21 protein-coding genes and 1 riboswitch are annotated in these 21,861 nt (G+C 62.6%); of the genes, 11 read left to right on the top strand and 10 right to left on the bottom strand.

Going from position 1 to position 21,861, the window contains the following annotated elements; translation table 11 throughout:
- Nucleotides 1-20: 20 nt before the first annotated feature.
- Complete coding sequence (gene hppD / locus J0O65_RS14020; RefSeq protein ID WP_070313026.1) at nt 21-1,148, bottom strand: 4-hydroxyphenylpyruvate dioxygenase; 1,128 nt, start codon at nt 1,146-1,148, stop codon at nt 21-23.
- A gap of 125 nt (nt 1,149-1,273) precedes the next feature.
- Between hppD and J0O65_RS14015 the strand changes: the two genes are divergently transcribed.
- Nucleotides 1,274-1,798: an Lrp/AsnC family transcriptional regulator gene (locus tag J0O65_RS14015; RefSeq protein ID WP_034753092.1), complete on the top strand. Its 525-nt coding sequence runs from the start codon at nt 1,274-1,276 to the stop codon at nt 1,796-1,798.
- Here J0O65_RS14015 and J0O65_RS14010 read toward each other — a convergent pair whose 3' ends face one another.
- From J0O65_RS14010 to J0O65_RS13995, 4 genes are all read right to left on the bottom strand, one after another.
- Nucleotides 1,799-2,512 (bottom strand): GNAT family N-acetyltransferase, encoded by a 714-nt coding sequence (locus tag J0O65_RS14010; protein WP_215407595.1) that lies wholly within the window; start codon nt 2,510-2,512, stop codon nt 1,799-1,801.
- Nucleotides 2,513-2,599: 87 nt separating this feature from the next.
- The gene (locus J0O65_RS14005) at nt 2,600-3,697 is read right to left on the bottom strand and encodes a multifunctional CCA addition/repair protein (protein WP_215407593.1); all 1,098 of its coding nucleotides are present in this window, start codon (nt 3,695-3,697) and stop codon (nt 2,600-2,602) included.
- 12 nt (nt 3,698-3,709) lie between these two features.
- On the bottom strand, nt 3,710-4,426 hold the full coding sequence (locus J0O65_RS14000) for a glutathione S-transferase family protein (protein ID WP_215407591.1): 717 nt from the start codon (nt 4,424-4,426) through the stop codon (nt 3,710-3,712).
- Between the two features lie 12 nt (nt 4,427-4,438).
- On the bottom strand, nt 4,439-6,394 hold the full coding sequence (locus J0O65_RS13995) for a lytic transglycosylase domain-containing protein (protein ID WP_251373745.1): 1,956 nt from the start codon (nt 6,392-6,394) through the stop codon (nt 4,439-4,441).
- Between the two features lie 65 nt (nt 6,395-6,459).
- Between J0O65_RS13995 and J0O65_RS13990 the strand changes: the two genes are divergently transcribed.
- A complete protein-coding gene (locus tag J0O65_RS13990) occupies nt 6,460-7,059 on the top strand; it encodes a 5-formyltetrahydrofolate cyclo-ligase (protein ID WP_215407587.1) in 600 nt (199 codons plus the stop codon).
- A 15-nt stretch (nt 7,060-7,074) separates the two neighbouring features.
- On the opposite strand, the gene metF is transcribed toward J0O65_RS13990, so the two are convergent.
- The 4 genes from metF to metK form a co-directional block, all read right to left on the bottom strand.
- The gene (gene metF, locus J0O65_RS13985; RefSeq protein WP_215407585.1) at nt 7,075-7,905 is read right to left on the bottom strand and encodes a methylenetetrahydrofolate reductase [NAD(P)H]; all 831 of its coding nucleotides are present in this window, start codon (nt 7,903-7,905) and stop codon (nt 7,075-7,077) included.
- Nucleotides 7,892-8,248: a phage holin family protein gene (locus J0O65_RS13980; RefSeq protein WP_077398738.1), complete on the bottom strand. Its 357-nt coding sequence runs from the start codon at nt 8,246-8,248 to the stop codon at nt 7,892-7,894. Before J0O65_RS13980 ends, metF begins: the two co-directional genes overlap by 14 nt.
- A gap of 196 nt (nt 8,249-8,444) precedes the next feature.
- Nucleotides 8,445-9,869 (bottom strand): adenosylhomocysteinase, encoded by a 1,425-nt coding sequence (gene ahcY / locus J0O65_RS13975; RefSeq protein ID WP_215407583.1) that lies wholly within the window; start codon nt 9,867-9,869, stop codon nt 8,445-8,447.
- Nucleotides 9,870-9,896: 27 nt separating this feature from the next.
- A riboswitch (S-adenosyl-L-homocysteine riboswitch) is annotated at nt 9,897-9,965 on the bottom strand.
- A 123-nt stretch (nt 9,966-10,088) separates the two neighbouring features.
- Nucleotides 10,089-11,255, bottom strand: a complete 1,167-nt coding sequence (gene metK, locus J0O65_RS13970) for a methionine adenosyltransferase (protein WP_215407582.1) — start codon at nt 11,253-11,255, stop codon at nt 10,089-10,091.
- Nucleotides 11,256-11,443: 188 nt separating this feature from the next.
- Here metK and J0O65_RS13965 point away from each other — a divergent pair, with 188 nt between their 5' ends.
- Genes J0O65_RS13965 through dapF form a run of 3 tightly spaced genes read left to right on the top strand, consistent with a single transcriptional unit; the run spans nt 11,444 to nt 14,060 of the window.
- Nucleotides 11,444-12,313, top strand: coding sequence for a lysophospholipid acyltransferase family protein (locus tag J0O65_RS13965; protein WP_215407580.1), 870 nt, complete (start codon nt 11,444-11,446; stop codon nt 12,311-12,313).
- Nucleotides 12,310-13,185: an LpxL/LpxP family acyltransferase gene (locus J0O65_RS13960; protein WP_215407578.1), complete on the top strand. Its 876-nt coding sequence runs from the start codon at nt 12,310-12,312 to the stop codon at nt 13,183-13,185. The genes J0O65_RS13965 and J0O65_RS13960 overlap by 4 nt, the downstream gene beginning before the upstream one ends.
- 11 nt (nt 13,186-13,196) lie before the next feature.
- Nucleotides 13,197-14,060 carry a diaminopimelate epimerase gene (gene dapF, locus J0O65_RS13955; RefSeq protein ID WP_215407576.1) on the top strand — a complete coding sequence of 288 codons (864 nt, stop codon included), beginning with the start codon at nt 13,197-13,199 and terminating at the stop codon, nt 14,058-14,060.
- Between the two features lie 11 nt (nt 14,061-14,071).
- Here the strand turns inward: dapF and J0O65_RS13950 are convergent, their stop codons facing one another.
- Entirely contained in the window at nt 14,072-15,574 is a 1,503-nt protein-coding gene (locus J0O65_RS13950) for a tetratricopeptide repeat protein (RefSeq protein ID WP_215407574.1), read from the bottom strand.
- 415 nt (nt 15,575-15,989) lie between these two features.
- On the opposite strand from J0O65_RS13950, the gene J0O65_RS13945 reads away from it, so the two are divergent.
- The 6 genes from J0O65_RS13945 (at nt 15,990) to hslV (ending at nt 21,781) form a co-directional block, all read left to right on the top strand.
- A complete protein-coding gene (locus J0O65_RS13945) occupies nt 15,990-17,069 on the top strand; it encodes a porin (RefSeq protein WP_215407572.1) in 1,080 nt (359 codons plus the stop codon).
- Nucleotides 17,070-17,248: 179 nt separating this feature from the next.
- Nucleotides 17,249-17,926, top strand: coding sequence for a DUF484 family protein (locus J0O65_RS13940; RefSeq protein WP_215407570.1), 678 nt, complete (start codon nt 17,249-17,251; stop codon nt 17,924-17,926).
- 7 nt (nt 17,927-17,933) lie between these two features.
- Nucleotides 17,934-18,881: a tyrosine recombinase XerC gene (locus J0O65_RS13935; protein WP_215407568.1), complete on the top strand. Its 948-nt coding sequence runs from the start codon at nt 17,934-17,936 to the stop codon at nt 18,879-18,881.
- Nucleotides 18,882-19,008: 127 nt separating this feature from the next.
- On the top strand, nt 19,009-20,091 hold the full coding sequence (locus J0O65_RS13930) for a CobW family GTP-binding protein (protein ID WP_215407566.1): 1,083 nt from the start codon (nt 19,009-19,011) through the stop codon (nt 20,089-20,091).
- Between the two features lie 480 nt (nt 20,092-20,571).
- Nucleotides 20,572-21,024 (top strand): RNA polymerase-binding protein DksA, encoded by a 453-nt coding sequence (dksA, locus tag J0O65_RS13925; RefSeq protein ID WP_076565074.1) that lies wholly within the window; start codon nt 20,572-20,574, stop codon nt 21,022-21,024.
- Between the two features lie 220 nt (nt 21,025-21,244).
- Nucleotides 21,245-21,781 (top strand): ATP-dependent protease subunit HslV, encoded by a 537-nt coding sequence (hslV, locus tag J0O65_RS13920; protein WP_034753065.1) that lies wholly within the window; start codon nt 21,245-21,247, stop codon nt 21,779-21,781.
- Nucleotides 21,782-21,861 lie beyond the last annotated feature (80 nt).

Here is a 21,861-nt window from a genome sequence, read left to right as displayed (position 1 = left end):
CTATCTGCTACAGAGCAACTTTACGCCGCGTTCGTATCTTTCAGCACGCCGCGCTTGATCTGGTCCAGCTCGATCGACTCGAACAGCGCGCGGAAATTGCCTTCGCCGAAGCCCTGGTCGCCCTTGCGCTGGATGATCTCGAAGAAGATCGGGCCGATCACCGTCTGCGTGAAGATCTGCAGCAGCAGTTCGCGTTCGTTTTCCGTGCTGTGGCCATCGATCAGGATGCGCAGGCGGCGCAGTTCTTCCAGCTGCTCGCCATGGTTCGGCAGGCGGCGGTTGACCAGCTCATAGTAAGTTTCAATCGTGTCCTGGAAATCGATACCCGTATCGCGCATGCCTTGCACGGAGGCGTAGATATTGTCCGTGCCCAGCGCGATGTGCTGGATGCCTTCGCCGTGGTACTGGTCCAGGTATTCGGCGATCTGCGACTTGTCGTCCGACGATTCGTTGATCGGGATGCGGATCTTGCCGCAAGGCGAGGTCATGGCCTTCGATTTGAGGCCCGTCAGCTTGCCTTCGATGTCGAAGTAGCGCACTTCGCGGAAATTGAACAGGTTTTCATAGAAGCTCGCCCATTCCTTCATGCGGCCACGGTGCACATTGTGCGTCAGGTGGTCGATATACGTGAGGCCATGGCCGACGGGGTTGGCGACGGCGCCGGGAATGGCGACGAAATCGACGTCATAGATGCTGATGTCGCCGATGCCGCCCGGTGCGGCCGCGTCCGGCTTGTCGGCGCCCTTGCCGCGCCAGCGGTCGACGAAGTACAGCAGCGAATCGCCCACGCCCTTGATGGCGGGAATGTTCAGCTCCATCGGGCCCGTTTTATTGTCGAAACCCCAGGCGCCCAGTTCCAGCGCGCGGCGGTACACGAAGGCCGCGTCGTCGACGCGGATGGCGATGGCGCACACGGACGGGCCGTGATGGCGGGCAAAACGCTGCGCGAACGAATCTTGTTCGGCATTGATGATGAAATTGATGTCGCCCTGACGGTACAGGGTCACATCCTTGTGGCGGTGGCGCGCGATGGCCGTGAAGCCCATGTTCTCGAACAGCTTGCCCAATGCTTTTGGGTCTGGTGCTGCATACTCGACGAACTCGAAACCATCGGTACCCATCGGGTTATCCCAAGGCTGAAATTGCATGATGTCTCCTCCAAGAAGTAGCGCACAGTATAGGCGCGGTCTGTGGGCATTAAATGCCAAAGATCTCCCGAACAATCATGATTTGCGCAATAATATTGCGTGAAACGAGAACCACCGGAGGAAGCATGAGCAAAATTACGCTGGATAAAACGGATCGCAAGATCCTCGCCGTCCTGCAGGCCGATGGCCGCCTGTCGAATCAGGACGTGGCCGAGCAGGTCAGCCTGTCGCCGTCGCCATGCTTGCGCCGCGTCAAACGGCTGGAAGAAGCGGGCGTGATCCGCCAGTACGTGGCCCTGCTGGACCCGGAAAAGATCGGCCTGGGCTTGCTGGCTTACGTCAATGTGCGGCTGGAAAAGCACAGCGACGCCACCGCGCACAGCACGGCGCGCGTGCTGGCGCCCAACCTGGTGACGAATACCTCGCCGCGCGCCGACTTCGCCGTGGCCGTGGCGCAATGGCCGGAAGTGGTGGCCTGCTATGCGATGACGGGCGAAATGGATTATCTGTTGCGCGTGCACGTGGAAGACATGGAACACTTTTCGCGCTTCATGATGGCGACCCTGCTGCGCCACCCGGCCGTGCTGGACGTCAAATCGAGCTTCGCCTTGCAGCGCATCAAGGATACGACGGCCCTGCCGCTGCTGTAATCAATCGGCCGGCGGGGGTGCCGGCGGCGCCGGCTTCTTGCGCCCCGGCAAGCGCTCGAACAGTTTATAGGCGGCGCGCGCATTGGCCTTAAACGTGTAGTCGAACATGGCGAACTGTTCCTGCACGGCTTCCTGCAGCATGCTGGTCGGGTTCGGCGGCAACAGTTTCAGATAAGCATCAGCTTCGCCATAGTCGCGCTGGATTTCCATGCCCGCCTTCTTGGCGATATGCATCATCGTCTTGTTCGACGACAAACAATGCATGTACAGGGTATCGACATCGTTGTTGCGGCAGTGAATCGCCGCCCGCTCGAACAGTTTCGACCCGACGCCCATGCCGCGCATGGATTTCGACACGGACACGCCAAACTCGGCCACCTGCTCCTTGTCCGTCACGACGCTTTTCGCCGGCGATTTGTCCTTCGGCGCGAACGCCAGGTGCCCCACGCCCACCAGCTTGAACAGGCTGTTATAGACGCCGTAAATCATATCGCGCGAGAAATCCATCTTCTGCACGTACTGGGCCACCAGCTCATCGGGCAAGGCGCTGCCGAAGCGCAGCAAACGGTCGCTTTTCTCGAGCGACAGAAAATGCTTCATCATGCGGCGCCGGTCGCGCTCATGCAACTGCTTGACGAGCACGGTCGGGCGCCCGCCGCCGCTACGGCTGAGCCAGCGGCGAAACGGGTTTTGAAACAGCTTGGGTAAGGTCACGACGACTCCTGGGGGCGGTGCTGCGGCACGTCAGGCCGGCATTGTGCAGTGCAACATTGTAGCGCCATTGTAGCCTATTCCCGCCATTCAAGCCTGGGCCAGGAATGCCTGCACGGCCGCCACCCGCGCCGCATGGATGACTTCGGGAATCTGTTTCGGCTCCGCGCAGCCTTGCGCCAGCGCGCCCGCATTCACGCCGCGCGCCGCGTCCAGCCCGCCCTGCAATCGCGCCGCCTGAGGGAAATCGCCGGCGACCAGCCCGTCGCAGGCCACGGCCTGCAACAGTTGCGCAAAGCGCTGCGGCTTGCGCAAGCCGTCGCAGCGTTCGCACAGACTGACGATGGCTTCGGCGCTCAAGGCCAGCGCGCCATTGATATGCTCCCGCTCGCGCGCCGCCATGACGGCCAGCTCGCGGCACTCGTTGGGTACGCGCAGGCGCTCGCTCAGTTGTTCAATGGCATCTTTCGGCAGGCGCAGCAACAGGGCGGCGAAGCGCACGGGCAAGTCAAAATCTTGCGCGGCGGCATGGTCGATCACCTGCAGCAAGCGCTCGCTGATGGCAATTTCGCCCATGATGCGCGCCAGCGCGCCACACTCCTGCAGCACCGTCAGCATGCGCGAAGGATGGCTTTCCATCAGCCCCTTGGCCACTTCCTGCCACACGCGCTCGGCCACGAGGGCGTCGACTTCGCCTTCGTCCACCATCCGGCGCATCAGCGCCATGGTGGCCGGTGCCACCGTAAAAGTGTCGAAGCGGGCGGCAAAGCGGGCCAGGCGCAGGATGCGCACGGGGTCTTCGCCGAACGCGTCGGAGACATGGCGGAAGATCTTGTTCCGGATATCCGCGATGCCGCCGAACGGATCGGTCAAGGTACCGTCCTCGGCCCGGGCGATGGCGTTGATGGTGAGATCGCGCCGCACCAGGTCGTCTTCCAGGGTGACGTCGGGCGCCGTGTGGAAGACGAAGCCCCGGTAGCCGGGCGCCGTCTTGCGCTCCGTGCGGGCCAAGGCGTATTCTTCCTGCGTCTTCGGGTGCAGGAAGACGGGGAAATCCTTGCCGACGGGCCGGAAGCCCTGGCGCAGCATGTCCTCCGGCGTGGCGCCGACAACGACGTGGTCGTGGTCTTTCACGGGCAAGCCCAGCAGTTGGTCGCGCACCGCGCCACCGACCGTGTATATCTTCATGTTGCTCTTTTCTTAATCAGGTAATTCCGCGTCGTGCTTGGGCGCCGTTTCCGTCTCCGCCAGCGCTTCCGTGATCCAGCGCGCCACGGCCGGGTGCGCCTGCACGCGCTCGCAATACGCGTTCAGCGCCGGCGCCAGGCGCACGCCATAGGTGCGGAAACGCATGACGACGGGGGCGAAATACGCGTCGGCGATGGAAAAGTCGCCAAACAGGAACTGGTGGTGGCCAAAGCGCGACAGGCACTCTTCCCATATTTCGCTGATGCGGCCGATGTCGGCCTGTGCGGCGGCCGTGCGGCCCCGTCCCGGCAACGTCGCCTTGATATTCATCGACATGTCCGTGCGCAAGCCGGTGAAACCGGAATGCATTTCCGCGCAGACACAGCGCGCCATGGCGCGCGCGGCCACGTCTTGCGGCCACATGTGTTTATCGGGAAACTGCTCGGCCAGGTATTCGCAGATGGCCAGGCTGTCCCAGATCGTGATCTCGCCCGCCAGCAGCACGGGGACCCGGCCGCAGGCCGAATACTCGGCGATTTTGCTGGCCGTGTCGCTCTGGTCGAGCAGCACGCGTACTTCCTGGAACGGGATGCCGAAGGCCGTCATGGCCACCCACGGGCGCATCGACCACGATGAATAATTCTTGTTGCCGATGATGAGGGTCAGGCCCGGCTCGCGGGCGCTGGCCAGGGTTTGCGTCAGGCTGGGATCAAGGATGGTCGTTTGCATGCTCGGTTAACTTTAGTTGGATGATGGCAAATCGGCGGAAACGGCGCTGTTTTTCGGTCCCACGGTGCCCAGGCGCGCCTTCAGCGACTGCGGGCGCTTCTCGAACAGGGCCGCGTAATAGGTGGCGTTGGCCATCACGTTCTTCACGTAGCCGCGCGTTTCCGTGTACGGAATGATCTCGGCAAAGACGGCGCCTTCCAGCGGACGCGTCATGGTGGCGCGCCAGATGCGCAAGCGCCCCGGCCCCGCGTTGTAGGCGGCGCTGGCCAGCACTTGCGAACCGTCCAGGCCGCCGAGCACCATGTTCAGGTAATTCGTGCCCAGCATGACGTTGGTGCGCACGTCGCTCAAGGTTTCCGTGACGAAATCGGTCAGGCCGATCTTCTTGGCCACATAACGGGCCGTCGACGGCATCACCTGCATCAGGCCGGACGCGCCCACGTGCGACTGCGCATCCATGATGAAACGCGATTCCTGGCGGATCAGGCCATACACCCAGGCCTTGTCCAGGCCCAGGGTTTGCGTGGCCGGATGCATGACGTCGTCGTGCGGCGTCGGATAGCGCTGCGTGTAGTCCACCTCCAGGCGCGTGCGGTCCGAGGTGTTGACCATGCGGTCGAGCACATTGTTCTGGCGCGCAAATTCCGCGGCCGCCAGATGCTGGCGATCCGTCATCGAACGCAATTCCCAGTTCCACTCGCGCGTGCCTTCGAAGCGCAAACGCATGCTGAAAAATTTCAAGGCGCGCTGCAAGCCCGGATTGGCGGCCATGGCGGCAATTTCCGTCGGGCTGACGGGCTGGCCCGGCGGCGGCAAGACCAGATGGTTGCCCAGTTCTTCATTGGCCAGCAAGCCGTAGAAATTCGATTGCTCGCTGATACTGCGGTAGAGGGCGTCCGCCTGCGCATTCGGGCGGCCCGGCGTTTCCGCCTGCTGCGCGCGCGCCAGCCAGTACACCCAGGTGGGGTCCGCGCGCAACGAGGCTGGCATGGACTGGATGGCCGCCTTCACCAGTGGCCAGTTGCCTTCACGCAAGGCGATACGCGTTTTCCACTGCATCTGCTCCTGCGTCAAGGGCGCGCCATTGGTTTTTTGCCAATATTCGAACGCTTCCGGCGCCAGCGCATACGACGCTTGCAGGGCCAGGCTGGCCCAGCCGATGGCCTGTTCCTGCGGCGTCAGTTGCGCGCTGGCCTTTTGCAGCGCCACCACGCCCAGTTTCAGGGTGCTTTTCGCCATGCGGCCGACGGCCACCAGGTACATCTCATGGTCGGCACGGCTGGCACCGGCGCCCTTGGCCAGCACCAGCGCGGGCAAGTCGATCGCTTGCGCCATCTTCGCGTCGGACGCGCCCAGCAGCAGCGCGATGCGGCGCGCCGGGCCGGTGGCGTTGGTCTGGCCCGCCAGGCGGATCTGCGCCCACAGCTCATTCGTGTCGAACTGGCCGTTTTGCGCCAATACGGCGATCAGGCTGCCGCACGCTTCGCCATAGCCAGGCGGCGAGACGAGCAGGTTGCGCGCCTCGGCCGCCACATTCTGGCCCTTGGCGGCGCGCGACATCAGCGCGTAGCACTTGAGCTGGGTATCGTCGTCGAGCGCGAATTGCGGGTATTGCTCGTCGAACACGACCCAGTCGCGCTTGCGGCCCAGCTCCAGCAGCCAGTCGTTGCGGAAGCGGTCGGCGATGGCGCTGCCCTTGTAGCGGTTCAGGTAATCGCGAAATTGCGCCTCGGTCAACTGTTTGATGCGCGGTTTCAGCCGATAATAGTCAACATACGAGGGAATCTGGTAATTCGTCAGGCGCCCCGCATAGAAATCGGCTTTCTCGACGTCATCCTTGCGCGCGGCGTCGCGCAGCAGCAGGAAGGCATCGTCCTCGCTGCGCGTATCGGGCGCGGCAGGCGTTGCGGCGGCGGACACCTGGGCCAGGGCGGCCAGGGGAGACAAGGCCGATGCAACACACAGCATCGTGCCGGCAATCCATTTCAGTGGGGAAATCAATGTACGACTCTCAATCTTAACTTGATGGTGATATGAATAGCGACCCTAGAATAACATGCGATCCGGCTACACGGCCACCCATTGCGCCAGCGGAAAAAGCCGGCTTGCGCAAAGCCTTGCTGGCGGCCCGGCGCGCCCTGCCCGACGCCACGCGCGCGGAGTGGGATGCGGCCATCGCGCAGCGCCTGCTGGACTGGTGCGCGCAGGAAAACGTCGGGGAACTGGGCGTGTACTGGCCCCTGCATGGCGAGCCGGACTTGCACGGCGCGTATGCGCAGCTGGCGGCGCGCGGCGTGCAATTGAGCTTGCCGGTGGTGCTGGAAAAGCATGCGCCGCTGGCCTTCTCATCCTGGACGCCCGGTGAGCCCATGCTCAAGGATGGCATGGGCGTGGCCGTGCCGGCCCAATTGCGCCTGCGCCCGGCGCCCGCCACCCTGCTGGTGCCCTGCCTGGGGTTTAACGAGGAACGCTACCGGCTCGGCTATGGCGGCGGCTATTACGACCGCACCCTGGAACACGCGCCACGCCCCCGCACCGTGGGTGTGGCATACGGCTGTCTGAAGGCGTCATTTGCCAGCGGCACATACGACATCGCCCTCGATCACATCGTGACCGAGGGCGATCTGCTCTGACGGATCAGATGGGGATTACTTGACCAGGCGCTGCCACAAAGCCGTCGTGGGCGCCGCCTGGTTCATGCTATAGAAATGCAAGCCCGGTGCGCCGCCTTCCAGCAGGCGTTCGCACAAGCCCGTCACCACGTCCAGGCCGAAGGCCTTGATGGACGCGCTGTCGTCGCCGAAGCTGGCCAGTTTCAAACGCACCCAGCGTGGAATTTCCGCGCCGCACATGTCCGAAAAGCGCATCAGCTGCGTGTAGTTCGTGATCGGCATGATGCCGGCCACGATGGGCACATTGATGCCCATCTTCTGCGTCTGCTCGACAAACTGGAAATACGCGTCGGCATTGTAGAAGTACTGCGTGATGGCCGCATCGGCGCCAGCCTGCACCTTGCGCGCGAACGCGTTCAAGTCGTCCTGCGGCGAACGGGCTTGCGGGTGCACTTCCGGATAGGCTGCCACTTCGATATGGAAATGGTCGCCCGTCTCGGCGCGGATGAATTCCACCAGCTCGTTGGCATAGCGGAACTCGCCCGAGGCGCCGTAGCCGCTCGGCAAGTCGCCGCGCAAGGCCACGATGCGCTTCACGCCGGCCGCCTTGAAGTCGGCCAGCACGGCGCGGATCGATGCGCGCGAGCCGCCCACGCAAGACAGGTGGGGCGCGGCCTGTTCGCCGGCCGCCAGGATCTCGCGTACGGTGTCCAGCGTGCCTTGCTGCGTGGTGCCGCCGGCGCCAAAGGTCACCGAGAAATACTTTGGATGCAACTCGGACAATTTGACACGCGTGGCGCGCAGCTTTTCCGCCCCTTCCGGGGTTTTCGGCGGGAAAAACTCAATACTGAAATTATGCTTTTCCATCGTCATTACTCAAAAGTAAGGTCGACAGGGCCCAGGAAATGATGCTGTACAGAATGGCACCGCCGACAGCCGACCAGAAACTGGCGACATGGAAACCGTCGATCATCTGCGCCACCAGCCAGAACATGAAGCCGTTGATGATCAGGATGAACAGGCCCAGCGACAAGAACGTCACGGGCAGGGTCAGCAGGATCAGCAAAGGACGGATCAGCGCATTGACCAGCCCCAGCACGGCTGCGGCCAGCAGCGCGGTCCAGCCGCTGCTCATCGTCACCGAGTGCATCAAATAGGGAACGGCAAACAGGGCTGCCGCATTGATAAACCAAATCAGTAGCAAGCGCATTTCTCTAGCCTGTCAAAAATGATAATAGACCGGCGACGGCCGGACTGTTCAGATTACACAAGTGAGCCTCCTTGCCTCGCGAACCGTAGCGAGCGGATGCGCGGCGTGGCCGAGAAGCGCAGCTGTACGTTATGTACAGCGAGCATCGCCGGCCGCGCCCCGCGCCGCGCAGTAGGTTCCCGAGGCAAGCAACCGATTAATAGCGGTAGTGCTCGGGCTTGTATGGACCTTCCGTGCGCACGCCAATGTAGTCGGCTTGCTCTTGCGTCAGTTCCGTCAGCTGCGCATTCAACTTTTTGAGTTGCAGGCGGGCGACTTTTTCGTCCAGGTGTTTAGGCAGGGTGTACACGCCGACCGGGTAGTTGGCCGTGTTCGCGTACAGTTCGATCTGCGCGATCGTCTGGTTGGCGAACGACGAGCTCATCACGTACGACGGGTGGCCCGTGCCGCAGCCGAGGTTGACCAGGCGGCCTTCGGCCAGCAGGATGATGCGGCGGCCCGACGGGAAGATGATGTGGTCGACTTGCGGCTTGATGTTTTCCCACTCGTATTGCTTCAGCGAAGCGACGTCGATTTCATTGTCGAAGTGACCAATGTTGCAGACGATGGCCTGGTCTTTCATGCGCGTCAGGTGATCGTGCGTGAGGATGTGGTAGTTGCCGGTGCACGTGACGAAAATGTCGCCGTGTTCGCAGGCGTAATCCATGGTCACGACGCGGTAGCCTTCCATCGCCGCCTGCAGTGCGCAGATCGGGTCGACTTCCGTCACCCACACTTGCGCCGACAGGGCGCGCATGGCTTGCGCCGAACCTTTGCCCACGTCACCGTAACCGGCGATGACGGCCACTTTACCGGCGATCATCACGTCGGTGGCGCGCTTGATGCCGTCGACCAGCGATTCGCGGCAGCCATACAGGTTGTCGAACTTCGATTTCGTGACGGAATCGTTCACGTTGATCGCAGGGAAAGCCAGCTTGCCTTCCTTGTGCATTTGATACAAACGGTGCACGCCGGTGGTGGTTTCTTCCGTCACGCCGAGGATTTCCGGCAGACGCTTCGAGTACCAGGTCGGGTCGGCCAGCAAGTGCTTCTTGATCGAGTTGAACAAGCAGACTTCTTCGTCCGAACCGGGGTTGGCCAGCACCGACAGGTCGGTTTCCGCGCGCACGCCCAGGTGCAGCAGCAGGGTGGCGTCGCCGCCATCGTCGAGGATCATGTTCGAGTAGACGGCCTTGCCATCGACGTTCGGCCATTCGAAGATGCGGTGCGTGTATTCCCAGTAATCGTCCAGCGACTCGCCCTTGACGGCGAACACGGGCGTGCCGGCGGCGGCGATGGCGGCGGCGGCGTGGTCTTGTGTGGAATAGATGTTGCACGATGCCCAACGCACTTGCGCGCCCAGCGCTTCCAGGGTCTGGATCAGCACGGCGGTCTGGATGGTCATGTGGATGGAACCGGTGATGCGCGCGCCTTTCAGGGGCTGCGCTGCCGCGAATTCTTCGCGGATGGCCATCAGGCCAGGCATTTCCGTTTCAGCAATCTTGATTTCTTTGTCGCCCCATGCGGCCAAGGTGATATCGGCGATGGTGTAGTCGTGTTGCGATTTGAGTACGGCGTTCATCACGCCCTCCTTTCAGTTGTTGAAAAAGGTACGTGAGCGCGGTTGCAGGATATTCCGAGCCTGGCGAATTTCTTCGTCGCAACGCTCCTCGGACACGGGATTTTATCATTGTCAAGGCTGCCGCGCCAGCCTGTTTGCACGGCATTACCACGGAACAACACATAAAAAAAGCGCCCACGGCCAGCAGGCCGGGGCGCTTTTCTTGCAAGTCTGACTAGATTACTTCAGGCCGGCGGCGTCGCGCAGCAGGGCGACCTTGTCCGTGCGTTCCCACGTGAATTCCGGCTCTTCGCGGCCGAAATGGCCGTAGGCGGCGCTCTTCTGGTAAATCGGACGCAGCAGGTCGAGCATTTGCACGATGCCCTTCGGACGCAGGTCGAAGTGTTCCAGCACCAGCTTGGCGATTTGCTCATCGGGAATGACGCCCGTGCCTTCCGTGTAGACGGTGATGTTGATCGGCTTGGCCACGCCGATGGCGTAGCTGACCTGCACCTGGCATTGGCGCGCCAGGCCGGCGGCGACGATGTTTTTCGCCACGTAGCGGGCCGCGTAGGCGGCCGAACGGTCGACCTTCGACGGGTCCTTGCCCGAGAACGCGCCGCCGCCGTGCGGGGCTGCGCCGCCGTAGGTGTCGACGATGATCTTGCGGCCGGTCAAGCCGCAATCGCCTTGCGGACCGCCGATGACGAAACGGCCCGTCGGGTTGACGAGGAAAATGGTGTCATTCAGCCATTCGCGCGGCAGGATGGGCTTGATGATCTCTTCGATCACGGCTTCCTTGATCTGCGCGTGCGAGATTTCCGGCGCATGCTGAGTCGACAGCACGACGGTGTGCACGCCGACGGGGCGGCCATCGACGTAGCGCAGGGTCACTTGCGATTTCGCATCCGGACGCAGCCATGGCAAACGGCCATCCTTGCGCAGCTGCGACTGGCGCTCGACCATGCGGTGCGCGTAGTGGATGGCGGCAGGCATCAGCTCGGCCGTTTCATCGCAGGCGTAGCCAAACATCAGGCCCTGGTCGCCAGCGCCTTGATCCAGGTCAATGCCCGCACCTTCATCGACGCCTTGCGCGATGTCGGGAGACTGCTTGTCGTAGGCCACCAGCACGGCGCAACCCTTGTAGTCGATGCCGTATTCCGTGTTGTCGTAGCCGATACGTTTGATGGTTTCGCGCGCAACTTGAATATAATCCACATTGGCGTGGGTGGTGATCTCGCCAGCCAGCACCACCAGACCCGTGTTGCACAGGGTTTCGGCTGCCACGCGGGCGGTCGGGTCCTGGGTCAGGATGGCGTCAAGGATGGCGTCGGAAATTTGATCGGCAACCTTGTCGGGATGGCCTTCCGAGACGGATTCGGAAGTGAAGAGATAGTCGTTTGACATTGCAAGCTCCTGTTTACTATGTGAATGTTCTGTCGCAGTAAAGAGGATTTTGCCTGCGACGCTTTAGCGAGATTTATATTCCGCATCGCAAGTTGTCTATTAACTCAGCGGTTACTGCATACGTGGTATTTTACGCTTCTTAAAAAATTTTGGCACGGCAACACGCCATTCCTGGAAACAGCTTATACATGTTAGTCCCAATTTTCCGCTTCTTATCCATCTTTCCCCTGCCCGTCCTGCATGGCCTGGGCGCTGCGCTCGGCTGGGTGATTTACGCCATTTCCCCGTCCTACCGTTGCCGCATGCGCGAGAACATGCAAGGTGCGGGGTTTTCGCAACACTTGCACACGGCCGTGGCCGAAGCGGGCAAAAGCGTGCTGGAATTGCCGTTCATCTGGTGCGCGCCAGCCGCACGCGTGGCGCGCCATGCGACGGTGGAAAACTGGGAGCTGGTGGAAAAAGCGCTGCAGCACGGCCGCGGCATCGTCTTCCTGACGCCGCACCTGGGCTGCTTTGAAATCGTCGCCCAGCAAATCGCGCTGCGCACGCCGCTCACCGTGATGTACCGCCCGCCCAAGCGCGCCGCATTAAAACCGCTGATCGAAGGGGCCCGCGCGCGCGAGAACCTGATGCTGGCGCCAGCCAATATGTCGGGCGTGCGCATCTTCGCCAAATGCCTCAAAAAGGGCCAGCCCATCGGCCTGCTGCCCGATCAGGTGCCGCAGGAAGGCGAAGGCGTGTGGGCCGATTTCTTCGGCCGCCCCGCCTACACCATGACCCTGCCCGCCAAGCTGGCGCAGATGGGTGGCGCCGAAGTCATCATCACCTACGCGGAACGCCTGCCGGGCGGACGCGGCTATGTCGTGCATTTCGTGCCGTTTACCGAGTCGCTCGACAGCACCTCGGCCGAGCAGGCGCGCACCATCAATGCGGCCATGGAACAGTTGATCGCGCGCAGCCCGGCGCAATACCTGTGGAGCTACAACCGCTATAAAGTGCCGCGCGGCGCGCCGCCGCCCTCGCCCGCCACGCCCGAGGCCGCCGGGGAGCAGGCATGAGACTGCTGATCGCCTTCATGTGGCTGCTGCACTGGCTGCCCTTGCCCATCCTCGGCCGTTTCGGCGTGGCCGTCGGCAGCCTGCTGTTCATCGCCATGCCCACGCGGCGCAAGATCGCCCTGACGAATCTGCGCCTGTGCATGCCGCAATTGTCGGAAGCCGAGCGCGTGGCGCTGGCGCGCCAGCATTTCCAGGCCTATTCGCGCAGCGTGTGGGAACGCAGCATCCTGTGGTGGTCGTCGGAAGAACGCCTGAACCGCCTGATCAAAAAAGTGCCCGCCTTCCCGGGCCAGCAGATCGCGGCCAAGCCGACCATCCTGCTGTGCCCGCACTTCGTCTGCCTCGACGTGGCCGGCGCCGCCACGGCCATGGAAATTTCCGCCTCGTCGATGTATGTGCAGCAAAAGAACGCCGCCTTCGACCAGGCCTTGCGCAACGGCCGTTCGCGCTTCAAGCCGCCCAAGCTGTTTACGCGCCAGGACGGCATCAAGACGATCCTGCGCGCGCTGCGCGACGGCTTGCCGTATTTCATGCTGCCGGACATGGATTTCGGCGAAAAGGATGCGGAATTCGTGCCCTTCTTCGGCGTGCCCGCCGCCACCCTGACGGCCACGGCGCGCCTGGCGCTGGCCGCCAAGGCGCAGGTCATTCCCGTCATCGCCACCTTCCTGCCCAATTACCAGGGCTGGCAAGTGACCTATTACCCGGCCTGGGACGATTACCCGGGCGACGACATCACGGCCGCCACGCGCCGCATGAACGAATTCATCGAAGAGCGCGTGCGCGAAGCGCCGGCCGAGTATTTCTGGACGCATAAACGCTTCAAGACGCGTCCGGAAGGCGAAGCGTCGTTCTATAACCAGCACAAGTGATACGGCACACCATGAAACTCCAATTTACCAAAATGCATGGCGCCGGCAATGACTTCATCGTCATCGACGCCATCCATCAAGAGATCGACTTCACGCCGGCCCAGTGGCAGCGCCTGGCCGACCGCCGTTTCGGCATCGGCGCCGACCAGATCCTCGTGGTGGAAAAGCCGCGCCTGCCCGGCTGCGACTTCCGCTACCGCATCTATAACAACGATGGCGGCGAAGTCGAGCAATGCGGCAACGGCGCGCGCGCCTTCGTCAAGTTCGTCAGCGAAAAAGGGCTGTCGAACAAGGACAGCATCCGCGTGGAAACCATGGCCGGCGTTATTTCGCCGCGCCTCGAACGCGACGGCAGCATCACGGTCGACATGGGCGCGCCCGTGCTGGAACCCGCGCTGGTGCCGTTCGATGCGCATGGCCTCGATGGCGTGGCCGAGGGCAACGATGTGCTGTGGCCGCTGGACCTGGCCTTGCCGGGCCAGGCAGCCACGCTGCTGGTGTCCGTCGTCTCGATGGGCAATCCGCACGCCGTGCAAGTGGTCGACGATGTCGAGGCGCAAGACCTGGAAACCTCGGGCCCGCTGATCGAGCATCACCCGCGCTTTCCCCGCCGGGTCAACGCCGGCTACATGCAGGTCGTCGACCGCCAGCACGTGAAACTGCGCGTGTTTGAACGGGGCGCGGGCGAAACCCTGGCCTGCGGCACGGGCGCCTGCGCGGCCGCCGTGGCCGGCATCCGGCGCGGCTTGCTCGATTCTCCCGTGCGCATCAGTGCGCGCGGCGGCGAACTGTCGATCGCCTGGCAAGGCCCGGGCCACCCGGTCCTGATGACGGGCCCGGCCGTGACCGTGTTCGAAGGCACGATCGAGCTGTAAGCGATGCAAAGTCAGGCCGCCAGGAACTGCTGTTCCTGCGCGACATCAAGTTCGGCCAGGTAGCACTTCAGGCGGTACAGGCGCTGCCGGTAATTGCCTTCCGGCCCCGCCACGCCGCAATCGACGCGCTCGAACAGGCGCACGACCTGATCGAGCAGCTGGCGCTCCTGCGCCGTGCGGATCAGCACGAGCCGCCGCTTGCCGCGCCCATGCGTGGCGCTGATGTCGATCAACAGACAATGTCCCTGGTCGGCCGCGTGGATATCGAGCAGCAGCGCCTCGGCACGCGACAGGTGAAAGCAGCGCGCCAGCGCCAGGCGCGCGGCCAGCAAGGGGTGGCTCTGGCCCACTTGCCGCAAATGCCCATCGGCCTGCAGCGCGGCGCACTGGCCCCAGTCGCCGGGTTCGCCTTGCGGCGCGATCTTCGCCAGGGCCGCCTCCGCTTCACGGCTGCCTTGCCCGTACGCCTGCAGCAGCCAGTACGCGGCCCGCACGTCGTTGTTGACACCGTCGCGGCGATTGCGCCAGGCATGCATGCCGCACTCGAGCTGGGCCGGGCCATGCCCCAGGTCGGCGGCACGCTCCAGGCAGGAATGGGCTTCGACCACATTGCGCTGGGAAAATTCCGGTTTCGTATAGATGCGCGACAGCACGAACCAGGCTTCGGCCAGTCCCTGCTCGCCAGCCTGCGTCAGCCAGCGCACGGCCCGCTTGAAATTGGCCGCGCCGGTGCGCGTGGCCAGCCGCTGGCCCTGCGCATCCATGCGCGCATAACCCAGCCCCAGCTCCAGCTGCGCCGTGCGGTCGCCGCCATGCGCGGCCAGTTCGCAACACTGCCATCCTTCGGCATCGCCGCCAGGCGCCAAGGCCTGGGCGCAACGCGACAGCAACAGCACCTGCTGCGCCTCGAGGGCGATCGTGCGCGCCCCGGCCGCCGCCTGGCGCTGCAGCAACTCGCGCGCCAGCGGCAAGCCTTGCGACAGGAAGCCCGCATGGTTGCCCTGGCTCCATGCCTGCTCCAGCCAGGCGTACAGCGGCGCATCGCCATCGAGAACATGCTCGCCAGCAAGGCTGGTATCCGGCCCGGCAGCGGCAGGCGATCCCTCTTGCATGGACAACAACCATTGTGCATCGGGCAAGCCGGCCCCTACGGCCGCATCCAGCGCCACGCGCGCCTTGGCGCGCAAGGCTTCACCATGGCTGGCCGCATTACCGAGCACCAGTTGCGCCAGCACCAGGCCCGCCTGTACCAGGCCCGCATCGAACGCCTGCGCGTAATAGGGAATCAGCGCCTTGGCTGCCGGTTGCGCCACTTCGAACGGCACATGCCTACCGATCAGCAAGCACGCTTCCTCGCTATCTTCCTGGGCCGCCCGCGCCAGCCAGTGCAAGGCGGTCGGCAGGCTTTGCGGCACGCCCTGTCCAAACAGATACAGCCGTCCCAAGGCCAGCTGGCAAGCGACGTCGCCCGCGCGTGCGCCCTTGATCAATCCTAATGTTTCGCGATTTGCCATCGATTCTCGATATTGAGTCAATGATTCTAATAATAGTGAGCCGTCTCCAGGCTCATCCATGCAGGCCCTCCCTTAGTGTAACGTCCTTGTGTCATAAATCCGACTAAGCCGGCTGAAGAACTTGATTCAACGCAACAATGTCCTGGCCCGGACACGCCAAGATGGCGAGGCGCCGCTGGCGTGGCGATGGGAGAAAGCGTGCCATCGGCGCGGGATCGGCAGAAACCGCGCGTTACAAAAATACAACAGGGGCATGCGGTTATGCCGCTTTTCACCAATCTTTTCACGCATATTTGACCAATCCCACGCGCCCGGCACGCCGAACAATTAAGGTTCATTCATCGAAACGCGGCAGTTGGCGCATTTCAATCTGCTCGGATCTCGGACGGAACTCACTTTTAATAGGGAATAAGACATGAAAAAATCACTCGTTGCCCTCGCACTCTTCGGCGCCTTTGCCGCCACAGCACAAGCGCAGTCGTCCGTCCAAATCTACGGCACGATCGATGCAGGTCTGGGCAAAACGACGGGTTCGACCACCGCCGTTACCAAGCGCGACAACAACAAACTGGGCTTCAAGGGCACGGAAGATCTGGGTAATGGCTTGAAAGCTATTTTCCAACTGGAAATTCGCTATGAATCCGACACGGGCACCGTCGAGAACACGTCGGGCGCCAATTCGCGTCCGCTGTTCCAGGGTCAAAGCCGCGTCGGCCTGCAAGGCGACTTCGGTACCGTCCGCCTGGGCCGTGGCCTGACCGCCTTCCAGGAAACGAGCACCGGTTTCGAACCATGGTCGGGCATGCCTACACCAGCCGGTTTCCAGACCGACCTGACCGTCGCCGGCTACACCAGCGATCCGTTGAGCGCGCCAGGCAACTCGCGTAACCGCTTCTCGAACGCCGTGTTCTACAACTCGCCAGTCATCAGCGGCTTCCAGTTCAACGCCACCGTGGCCGCCAAGGAAGCGAACAACAACGCGGCCGTCGCAGCCACCGTGCGCAACCTGACGACGAATGCCACCGGCAACTTCGCCGTGCCAGCGAACGTGGCGCCAGCATCGAACCCGTACTCGGTATCGGCCACGTACAACAACGCCCAGTTCGCCGCCATGGCTGCCTACGAGCGTAACGGCCTGCAAGCCAAGCTGTGGTCGGTCGGCGCATCGTTCAATCCGATCGCGGAATTGAAACTGATGGCAACGTACCAGCACCAGGATGACGGCGATTTCAAAATCGTCAATACGGACACCAAATCGTGGGTGCTGGGCGCCAACTATGACGTCGGCCCAGGCAAAATCCGCGCCGGCTACGGTCAAAAAACGCCGGACGGCGTCGCCAAGACCAAGCAAGCATCGCTGGGCTACGACTACAATCTGTCGAAGCGTACCTACCTGTACGCGGATATCTCGAACAAGAAATCGGCCAGCAGCACCAACTACAACAACACCACCTCGGTCAACTACATCGGTCTGGGCGTACACCACAACTTCTAATGCCCCGCAAATCACCCGCCACGGGTGATTGCTGAGCAAGAAATGCAAGGCGGCATGGGCAACCATGCCGCTTTTTTCATGGGCGCGCGGAAAATGCATAGGCGCCCCTCCCTTTGCGCCTATGCCGCCGCACTCTCGGTTAGAATGAAGCGTTCATCCTTCACTGACAGATATTCTCAATGACCGCCACACTCGATTCCAGCACCGTCGCCCAGTACCTGAGCGAGCATCCGAATTTCTTCGAAGAGCATACCGCCCTGCTCGGTGAGGTCAAGCTGAGCAGCCCGCTGACGGGGCGCACCATCTCGCTGCAGGAGCGGCAGATGGAAGTGATGCGCGACAAGTACAAGGCGCTGGAATTGCGCATGTCCAAGCTGAGCCGCCTGGCCGAGGAAAATGGCGATATCGCCAGCAAATTCCACGGCTGGAACCAGGCCATGCTGCAAGTGCGCAACGATGCGGACATGCCGCGCGTGCTGGTCGACGCCTTGCAAAGCAATTTCGACGTGCCCTATGTCAGCCTGCGCCTGTGGCAAATGCTGCCGGAACACGCCGACGGCTGGTTCACGGAAGATGTCACGGCCGACGTGCGCATGTTCGCCAACAGCCTGCAAGCGCCATACTGCGGCAGCAACCGCGATTTCGAAGCCGTGCACTGGCTGCAGGCCGACAAGATCGAATCGACCGTCATGATCGCCCTGCGCGCGCCGAACACCACGGGTACCTTCGGCTTGCTGGTGCTCGGCTCGCCCGACAGCGAACGCTTTACCTCGAGCATGGGCACCGACTTCCTCGTGCACATCGGCGCCACGGCCAGCGCCGCCCTGGCCGCGCTGCGCGCCGGCTCGCCTGCCTGAACACGCCATGACTGCGGCGCGCGGCAAGGCCGAGTGGCTGGACGCCTACCTGGCGCAGCTGGCCACGCAGCGCAAGCTGTCGCCGCATACGCTGGACGCCTACGGGCGCGACCTGCGCGCCTTGCTGGAACTGAGCGGCGATACGCCCTGGACGGCGCTGGCGCACAACGACGTGCGCCGCTACACGGCCAAGCTGCATGCCGGCGGCCTCGACCCGCGTTCGATCGCCCGCAAGCTGTCGTCGTGGCGCGGCTTTTACAATTGGCTCAGCGGTGAAACGGCCGTCGACGCCAATCCCGTCGACGGCATCCGCGCCCCCAAGCGGGCCAAGACCTTACCCAAAGCCCTGTCGGTGGACGACGCCGTGCGCCTCGTGGCGCCCGCGCAACACCAGCAAGGCGCCGCCGAACCGGAGCAGCTGTGCAACCGCGCCATGTTCGAGCTGCTGTATTCGAGCGGCTTGCGCGTCTCCGAACTGACCAGCCTGGACACCCATTACTGCAAGGCCGAGGACGGCCGGGAAGCCTCGCTGGGCTGGCTCGACATGGCCAGCTTCGAAGTCATCGTCACGGGCAAGGGCAGCAAGATGCGCAAGGTGCCGGTCGGCAAGGCGGCCCTCGTGGCGCTGGCCAGCTGGCTGGCCGTGCGCCCGCCGGCGGCCGATGGCAGCGCCGCCCTGTTTCTCAGCACGCGCGGCACGCGCATCTCGCCCCGCGTGCTGCAGCTGCGCCTGAAGGCGCACGCGCTGGCGACGGCGATTCCCGCCAACGTGCACCCGCACGTGCTGCGCCACTCGTTCGCTTCGCACGTGCTGCAATCGTCGGGCGACCTGCGCGCCGTGCAGGAAATGCTGGGCCACTCCAGCATCACCTCGACCCAGGTCTACACGGCCCTCGATTTCCAGCACCTGGCCCAGGTGTACGACCAGGCGCACCCGCGCGCCAAGGTGAAGTAAGTGGGCCAGCCTGATCCATATCAAGCGGATGGGCGCGCATTTGCAAGCTTTTGCAAAATTCCGGCATAATCGTCCGCATTCTTCCGCTTGCGCGGCGGCACCACCGATTACAGCATAGGCATCCTTCATGGCACTGATTCCCACCACCATCCTCACCGGTTTCCTCGGCGCCGGCAAAACCACCTTGCTCAACCGCATACTGCAGGAAGAGCATGGCATGCGCATCGCCGTGATCGAAAACGAGTTTGGCCAGGAAAACATCGACAATGAAATCCTGGTGCAGGACAGCAACGAGCACATCATCGAGATGAACAACGGCTGCATCTGCTGCACCGTGCGCGGCGACCTGATCGTGGGCCTCACGGAACTGGCGCGCAAGCGCGACGCCGGCCTGCTGGCGTTCGACCGCGTCGTCATCGAAACGACGGGCCTGGCCAATCCCGGCCCCGTGGCGCAAACCTTCTTTGTCGACGAGGAAGTGGGCAGCCACTACATGCTCGACGCCATTCTCACGGTGGTCGATGCCCGTCACGCGATGAAGCAACTCGATGAATACGAGGAAGCCCAGCGGCAAGTGGGCTTTGCCGACAAGCTGCTGCTGTCGAAAACCGACCTCGTCAGTGAAGAAGACGTGGCCACGCTGACGCGCCGCCTGAAACGCATCAACCCGCGCGCGCCCATCGCCAAGGTCGATTTCGGCCGCGCGCCGCTGGCCGAGGTGCTCGACATCCGCGGCTTCAACCTGAATGAAAAGCTGGAACTGGACCCGGATTTCCTGGCGACCGAAACGGCGCACGTGCATGATCATGACCATGCGCACGACCATGCGCATGAGCACGCGCACGCACACGAGCACAGCGATGCCTGCGCCACCGACTGCGGCCATGCCGACCACCACCATGCGCGGCACAGCGACGATATCGCCGCCTTTGTTTTCAAGAGCACGCAACCGTTCGACAGCGCCAAGCTCGACGAGTTCCTTGGCGGCCTGGTGCAAGTGTATGGCCCGCGCATGCTGCGCTACAAGGGCGTGCTGCTGATGCAGGGCGCCGAACGCAAGGTGGTGTTCCAGGGCGTGCACCAGCTGATGGGCAGCGACCTGGGCGCCAAATGGGACGAAAACGAAGTGCGCGGCAGCAAAATGGTGTTTATTGGCAAGAATCTACCAAAAGACATTTTTATTCGCGGACTCGAACAATGTTTGGTATAAACTAGCCGGGTTTTGCAAAGTATCCTTTGCAAAGCAGAAACAAAAGGGAAAGTTAAGCACGCTTTCCCGCTGTCCGACACCCAACTTGCTGGCATAAACCAACAAGTAGCCGTCTCTGATCGGCTAGTCAACAAATCGGGATGGCAATATAAAGCAAAGCGTGCCAAAATCAGCGACGAAAACGGCCCATGTCGTTCGCCTGTCATGAAATGCTGGCAAACTGCCGCTGGCCACATGCCAGGCATGCAAGCGATCCACCCAACACGCCCGTTGACGCGCGCATAGCGCGACTGGCATAGAGCGGTAAAAAGTTATCAACATGGCACCTTAGCGGCCGGTAGTCCTGGCTTTCGCCGGCAAGCCAAGGTCGCACGCAGTACAGCGGGACAGCAATGCCAAGCGGAACCTGTACAGTTGCTCGGTATCGCCGCATCAACTGATCAATTTGAAAACTCTGTCGTATCGAAGGTAAGCGAAGTTATGACCAAAACTAATAAATCGACCCCGGCCGCCAACCAAGACATCCCTCTCATCAGCGAAGAGCAAATTCGCGCCATGAGCGAAGATGACTACATGAATCCGGCACAACTGGCATTCTTCAAGGCGCGCCTGCAGCAGCTCGAAAAAGACCTGCTGAAAAACGCCGGCGAAACCACGGAACACTTGCGTGAAACCGTGCTCGTACCGGACCCTGCCGACCGCGCCACCATCGAGGAAGAGCATGCGCTGGAACTGCGCACGCGCGACCGCGAGCGCAAATTGCTGAAGAAAGTGCAGCAATCGATCGCCAGCATCGACGCCGGCGACTATGGCTGGTGCGAAGAAACGGGCGAGCCTATCGGCATCCCGCGCCTGATCGCCCGTCCGACCGCCACCCTGTCGCTGGAAGCCCAGCAACGGCGCGAACTGAAGCAAAAGCTGTACGGCGACTGATCTCCCTCCCCTTGCGCGGCCGCCCCGGCGGCACCGCGATGGCGAAAAAAAAGCACACAACTGCGGTTGCGTGCTTTTTTTTCGTCCCGCGCCGACTACACTGAAGCAGACGCGGCAGCGGAGTTGCCGCTTGCAATTGTCTTTTCCATCCCCACTTTTGAGCCATGGGCGCGCAATCGCATGACCTTGCACGCATCGGCACGAATTTTTTGAGGTCACTATGGAACAATTTCACGGCACCACCATCCTCTGCGTCCGGCGCGGCAAGCAAGTCGCCCTGGGCGGCGACGGCCAGGTCACGCTGGGCAACATCGTCATGAAGGGCACGGCCCGCAAAGTGCGTAAGTTGTATCAGGGCAAGGTCCTGGTCGGCTTTGCCGGCGGCACCGCCGACGCCTTCACCCTGCTCGACCGCTTCGAAGGCAAGCTGGAAAAACACCAGGGCAATTTGCTGCGCGCCTCCGTCGAACTGGCCAAGGACTGGCGCACGGACCGCGTGCTGCGCCGCCTGGAAGCGATGCTGCTGGTGGCCGACAGCGAGTCGACCCTGGTGATCACGGGCAACGGCGACGTGCTGGAACCGGAAGACGGCATCGGCGCCATCGGCTCGGGCGGCACCTACGCCCAGTCCGCCGCCAAGGCGCTGCAGGAAAACACGGACCTCTCGCCGGCAGACGTGGTCAAGAAATCGCTGACCATCGCCGCGGAACTCTGCATCTACACGAATATGTCCCACATCATCGAGACCCTGGACTAAGAGGCCCCGAGAAAACGCCCATGGCTGCGTTGCCTGGCCTGGGCATACAAAAAGCCAAGCGCCTTGCCCTGAACGTTTTT

This window comes from Janthinobacterium sp. JC611, from assembly GCF_018682595.1.
Taxonomy (GTDB): Bacteria; Pseudomonadota; Gammaproteobacteria; order Burkholderiales; family Burkholderiaceae_D; genus Janthinobacterium.
The sequence above is the reverse complement of the archived record's forward strand: the minus strand, read 5'-3'. Positions and strand labels throughout refer to the sequence as shown.

Coding starts and splice junctions, on each gene's coding strand:
- hppD (WP_070313026.1), bottom strand. CDS start 1,148: ATGCAATTTCAGCCTTGGGATAACCCGATGGGTACCGATGGTTTCGAG.
- J0O65_RS14015 (WP_034753092.1), top strand. CDS start 1,274: ATGAGCAAAATTACGCTGGATAAAACGGATCGCAAGATCCTCGCCGTC.
- J0O65_RS14005 (WP_215407593.1), bottom strand. CDS start 3,697: ATGAAGATATACACGGTCGGTGGCGCGGTGCGCGACCAACTGCTGGGC.
- J0O65_RS14000 (WP_215407591.1), bottom strand. CDS start 4,426: ATGCAAACGACCATCCTTGATCCCAGCCTGACGCAAACCCTGGCCAGC.
- J0O65_RS13995 (WP_251373745.1), bottom strand. CDS start 6,394: ATGCTGTGTGTTGCATCGGCCTTGTCTCCCCTGGCCGCCCTGGCCCAG.
- J0O65_RS13990 (WP_215407587.1), top strand. CDS start 6,460: ATGAATAGCGACCCTAGAATAACATGCGATCCGGCTACACGGCCACCC.
- metF (WP_215407585.1), bottom strand. CDS start 7,905: ATGGAAAAGCATAATTTCAGTATTGAGTTTTTCCCGCCGAAAACCCCG.
- J0O65_RS13980 (WP_077398738.1), bottom strand. CDS start 8,248: ATGCGCTTGCTACTGATTTGGTTTATCAATGCGGCAGCCCTGTTTGCC.
- ahcY (WP_215407583.1), bottom strand. CDS start 9,869: ATGAACGCCGTACTCAAATCGCAACACGACTACACCATCGCCGATATC.
- metK (WP_215407582.1), bottom strand. CDS start 11,255: ATGTCAAACGACTATCTCTTCACTTCCGAATCCGTCTCGGAAGGCCAT.
- J0O65_RS13965 (WP_215407580.1), top strand. CDS start 11,444: ATGTTAGTCCCAATTTTCCGCTTCTTATCCATCTTTCCCCTGCCCGTC.
- J0O65_RS13960 (WP_215407578.1), top strand. CDS start 12,310: ATGAGACTGCTGATCGCCTTCATGTGGCTGCTGCACTGGCTGCCCTTG.
- dapF (WP_215407576.1), top strand. CDS start 13,197: ATGAAACTCCAATTTACCAAAATGCATGGCGCCGGCAATGACTTCATC.
- J0O65_RS13950 (WP_215407574.1), bottom strand. CDS start 15,574: ATGGCAAATCGCGAAACATTAGGATTGATCAAGGGCGCACGCGCGGGC.
- J0O65_RS13945 (WP_215407572.1), top strand. CDS start 15,990: ATGAAAAAATCACTCGTTGCCCTCGCACTCTTCGGCGCCTTTGCCGCC.
- J0O65_RS13940 (WP_215407570.1), top strand. CDS start 17,249: ATGACCGCCACACTCGATTCCAGCACCGTCGCCCAGTACCTGAGCGAG.
- J0O65_RS13935 (WP_215407568.1), top strand. CDS start 17,934: ATGACTGCGGCGCGCGGCAAGGCCGAGTGGCTGGACGCCTACCTGGCG.
- J0O65_RS13930 (WP_215407566.1), top strand. CDS start 19,009: ATGGCACTGATTCCCACCACCATCCTCACCGGTTTCCTCGGCGCCGGC.
- dksA (WP_076565074.1), top strand. CDS start 20,572: ATGACCAAAACTAATAAATCGACCCCGGCCGCCAACCAAGACATCCCT.
- hslV (WP_034753065.1), top strand. CDS start 21,245: ATGGAACAATTTCACGGCACCACCATCCTCTGCGTCCGGCGCGGCAAG.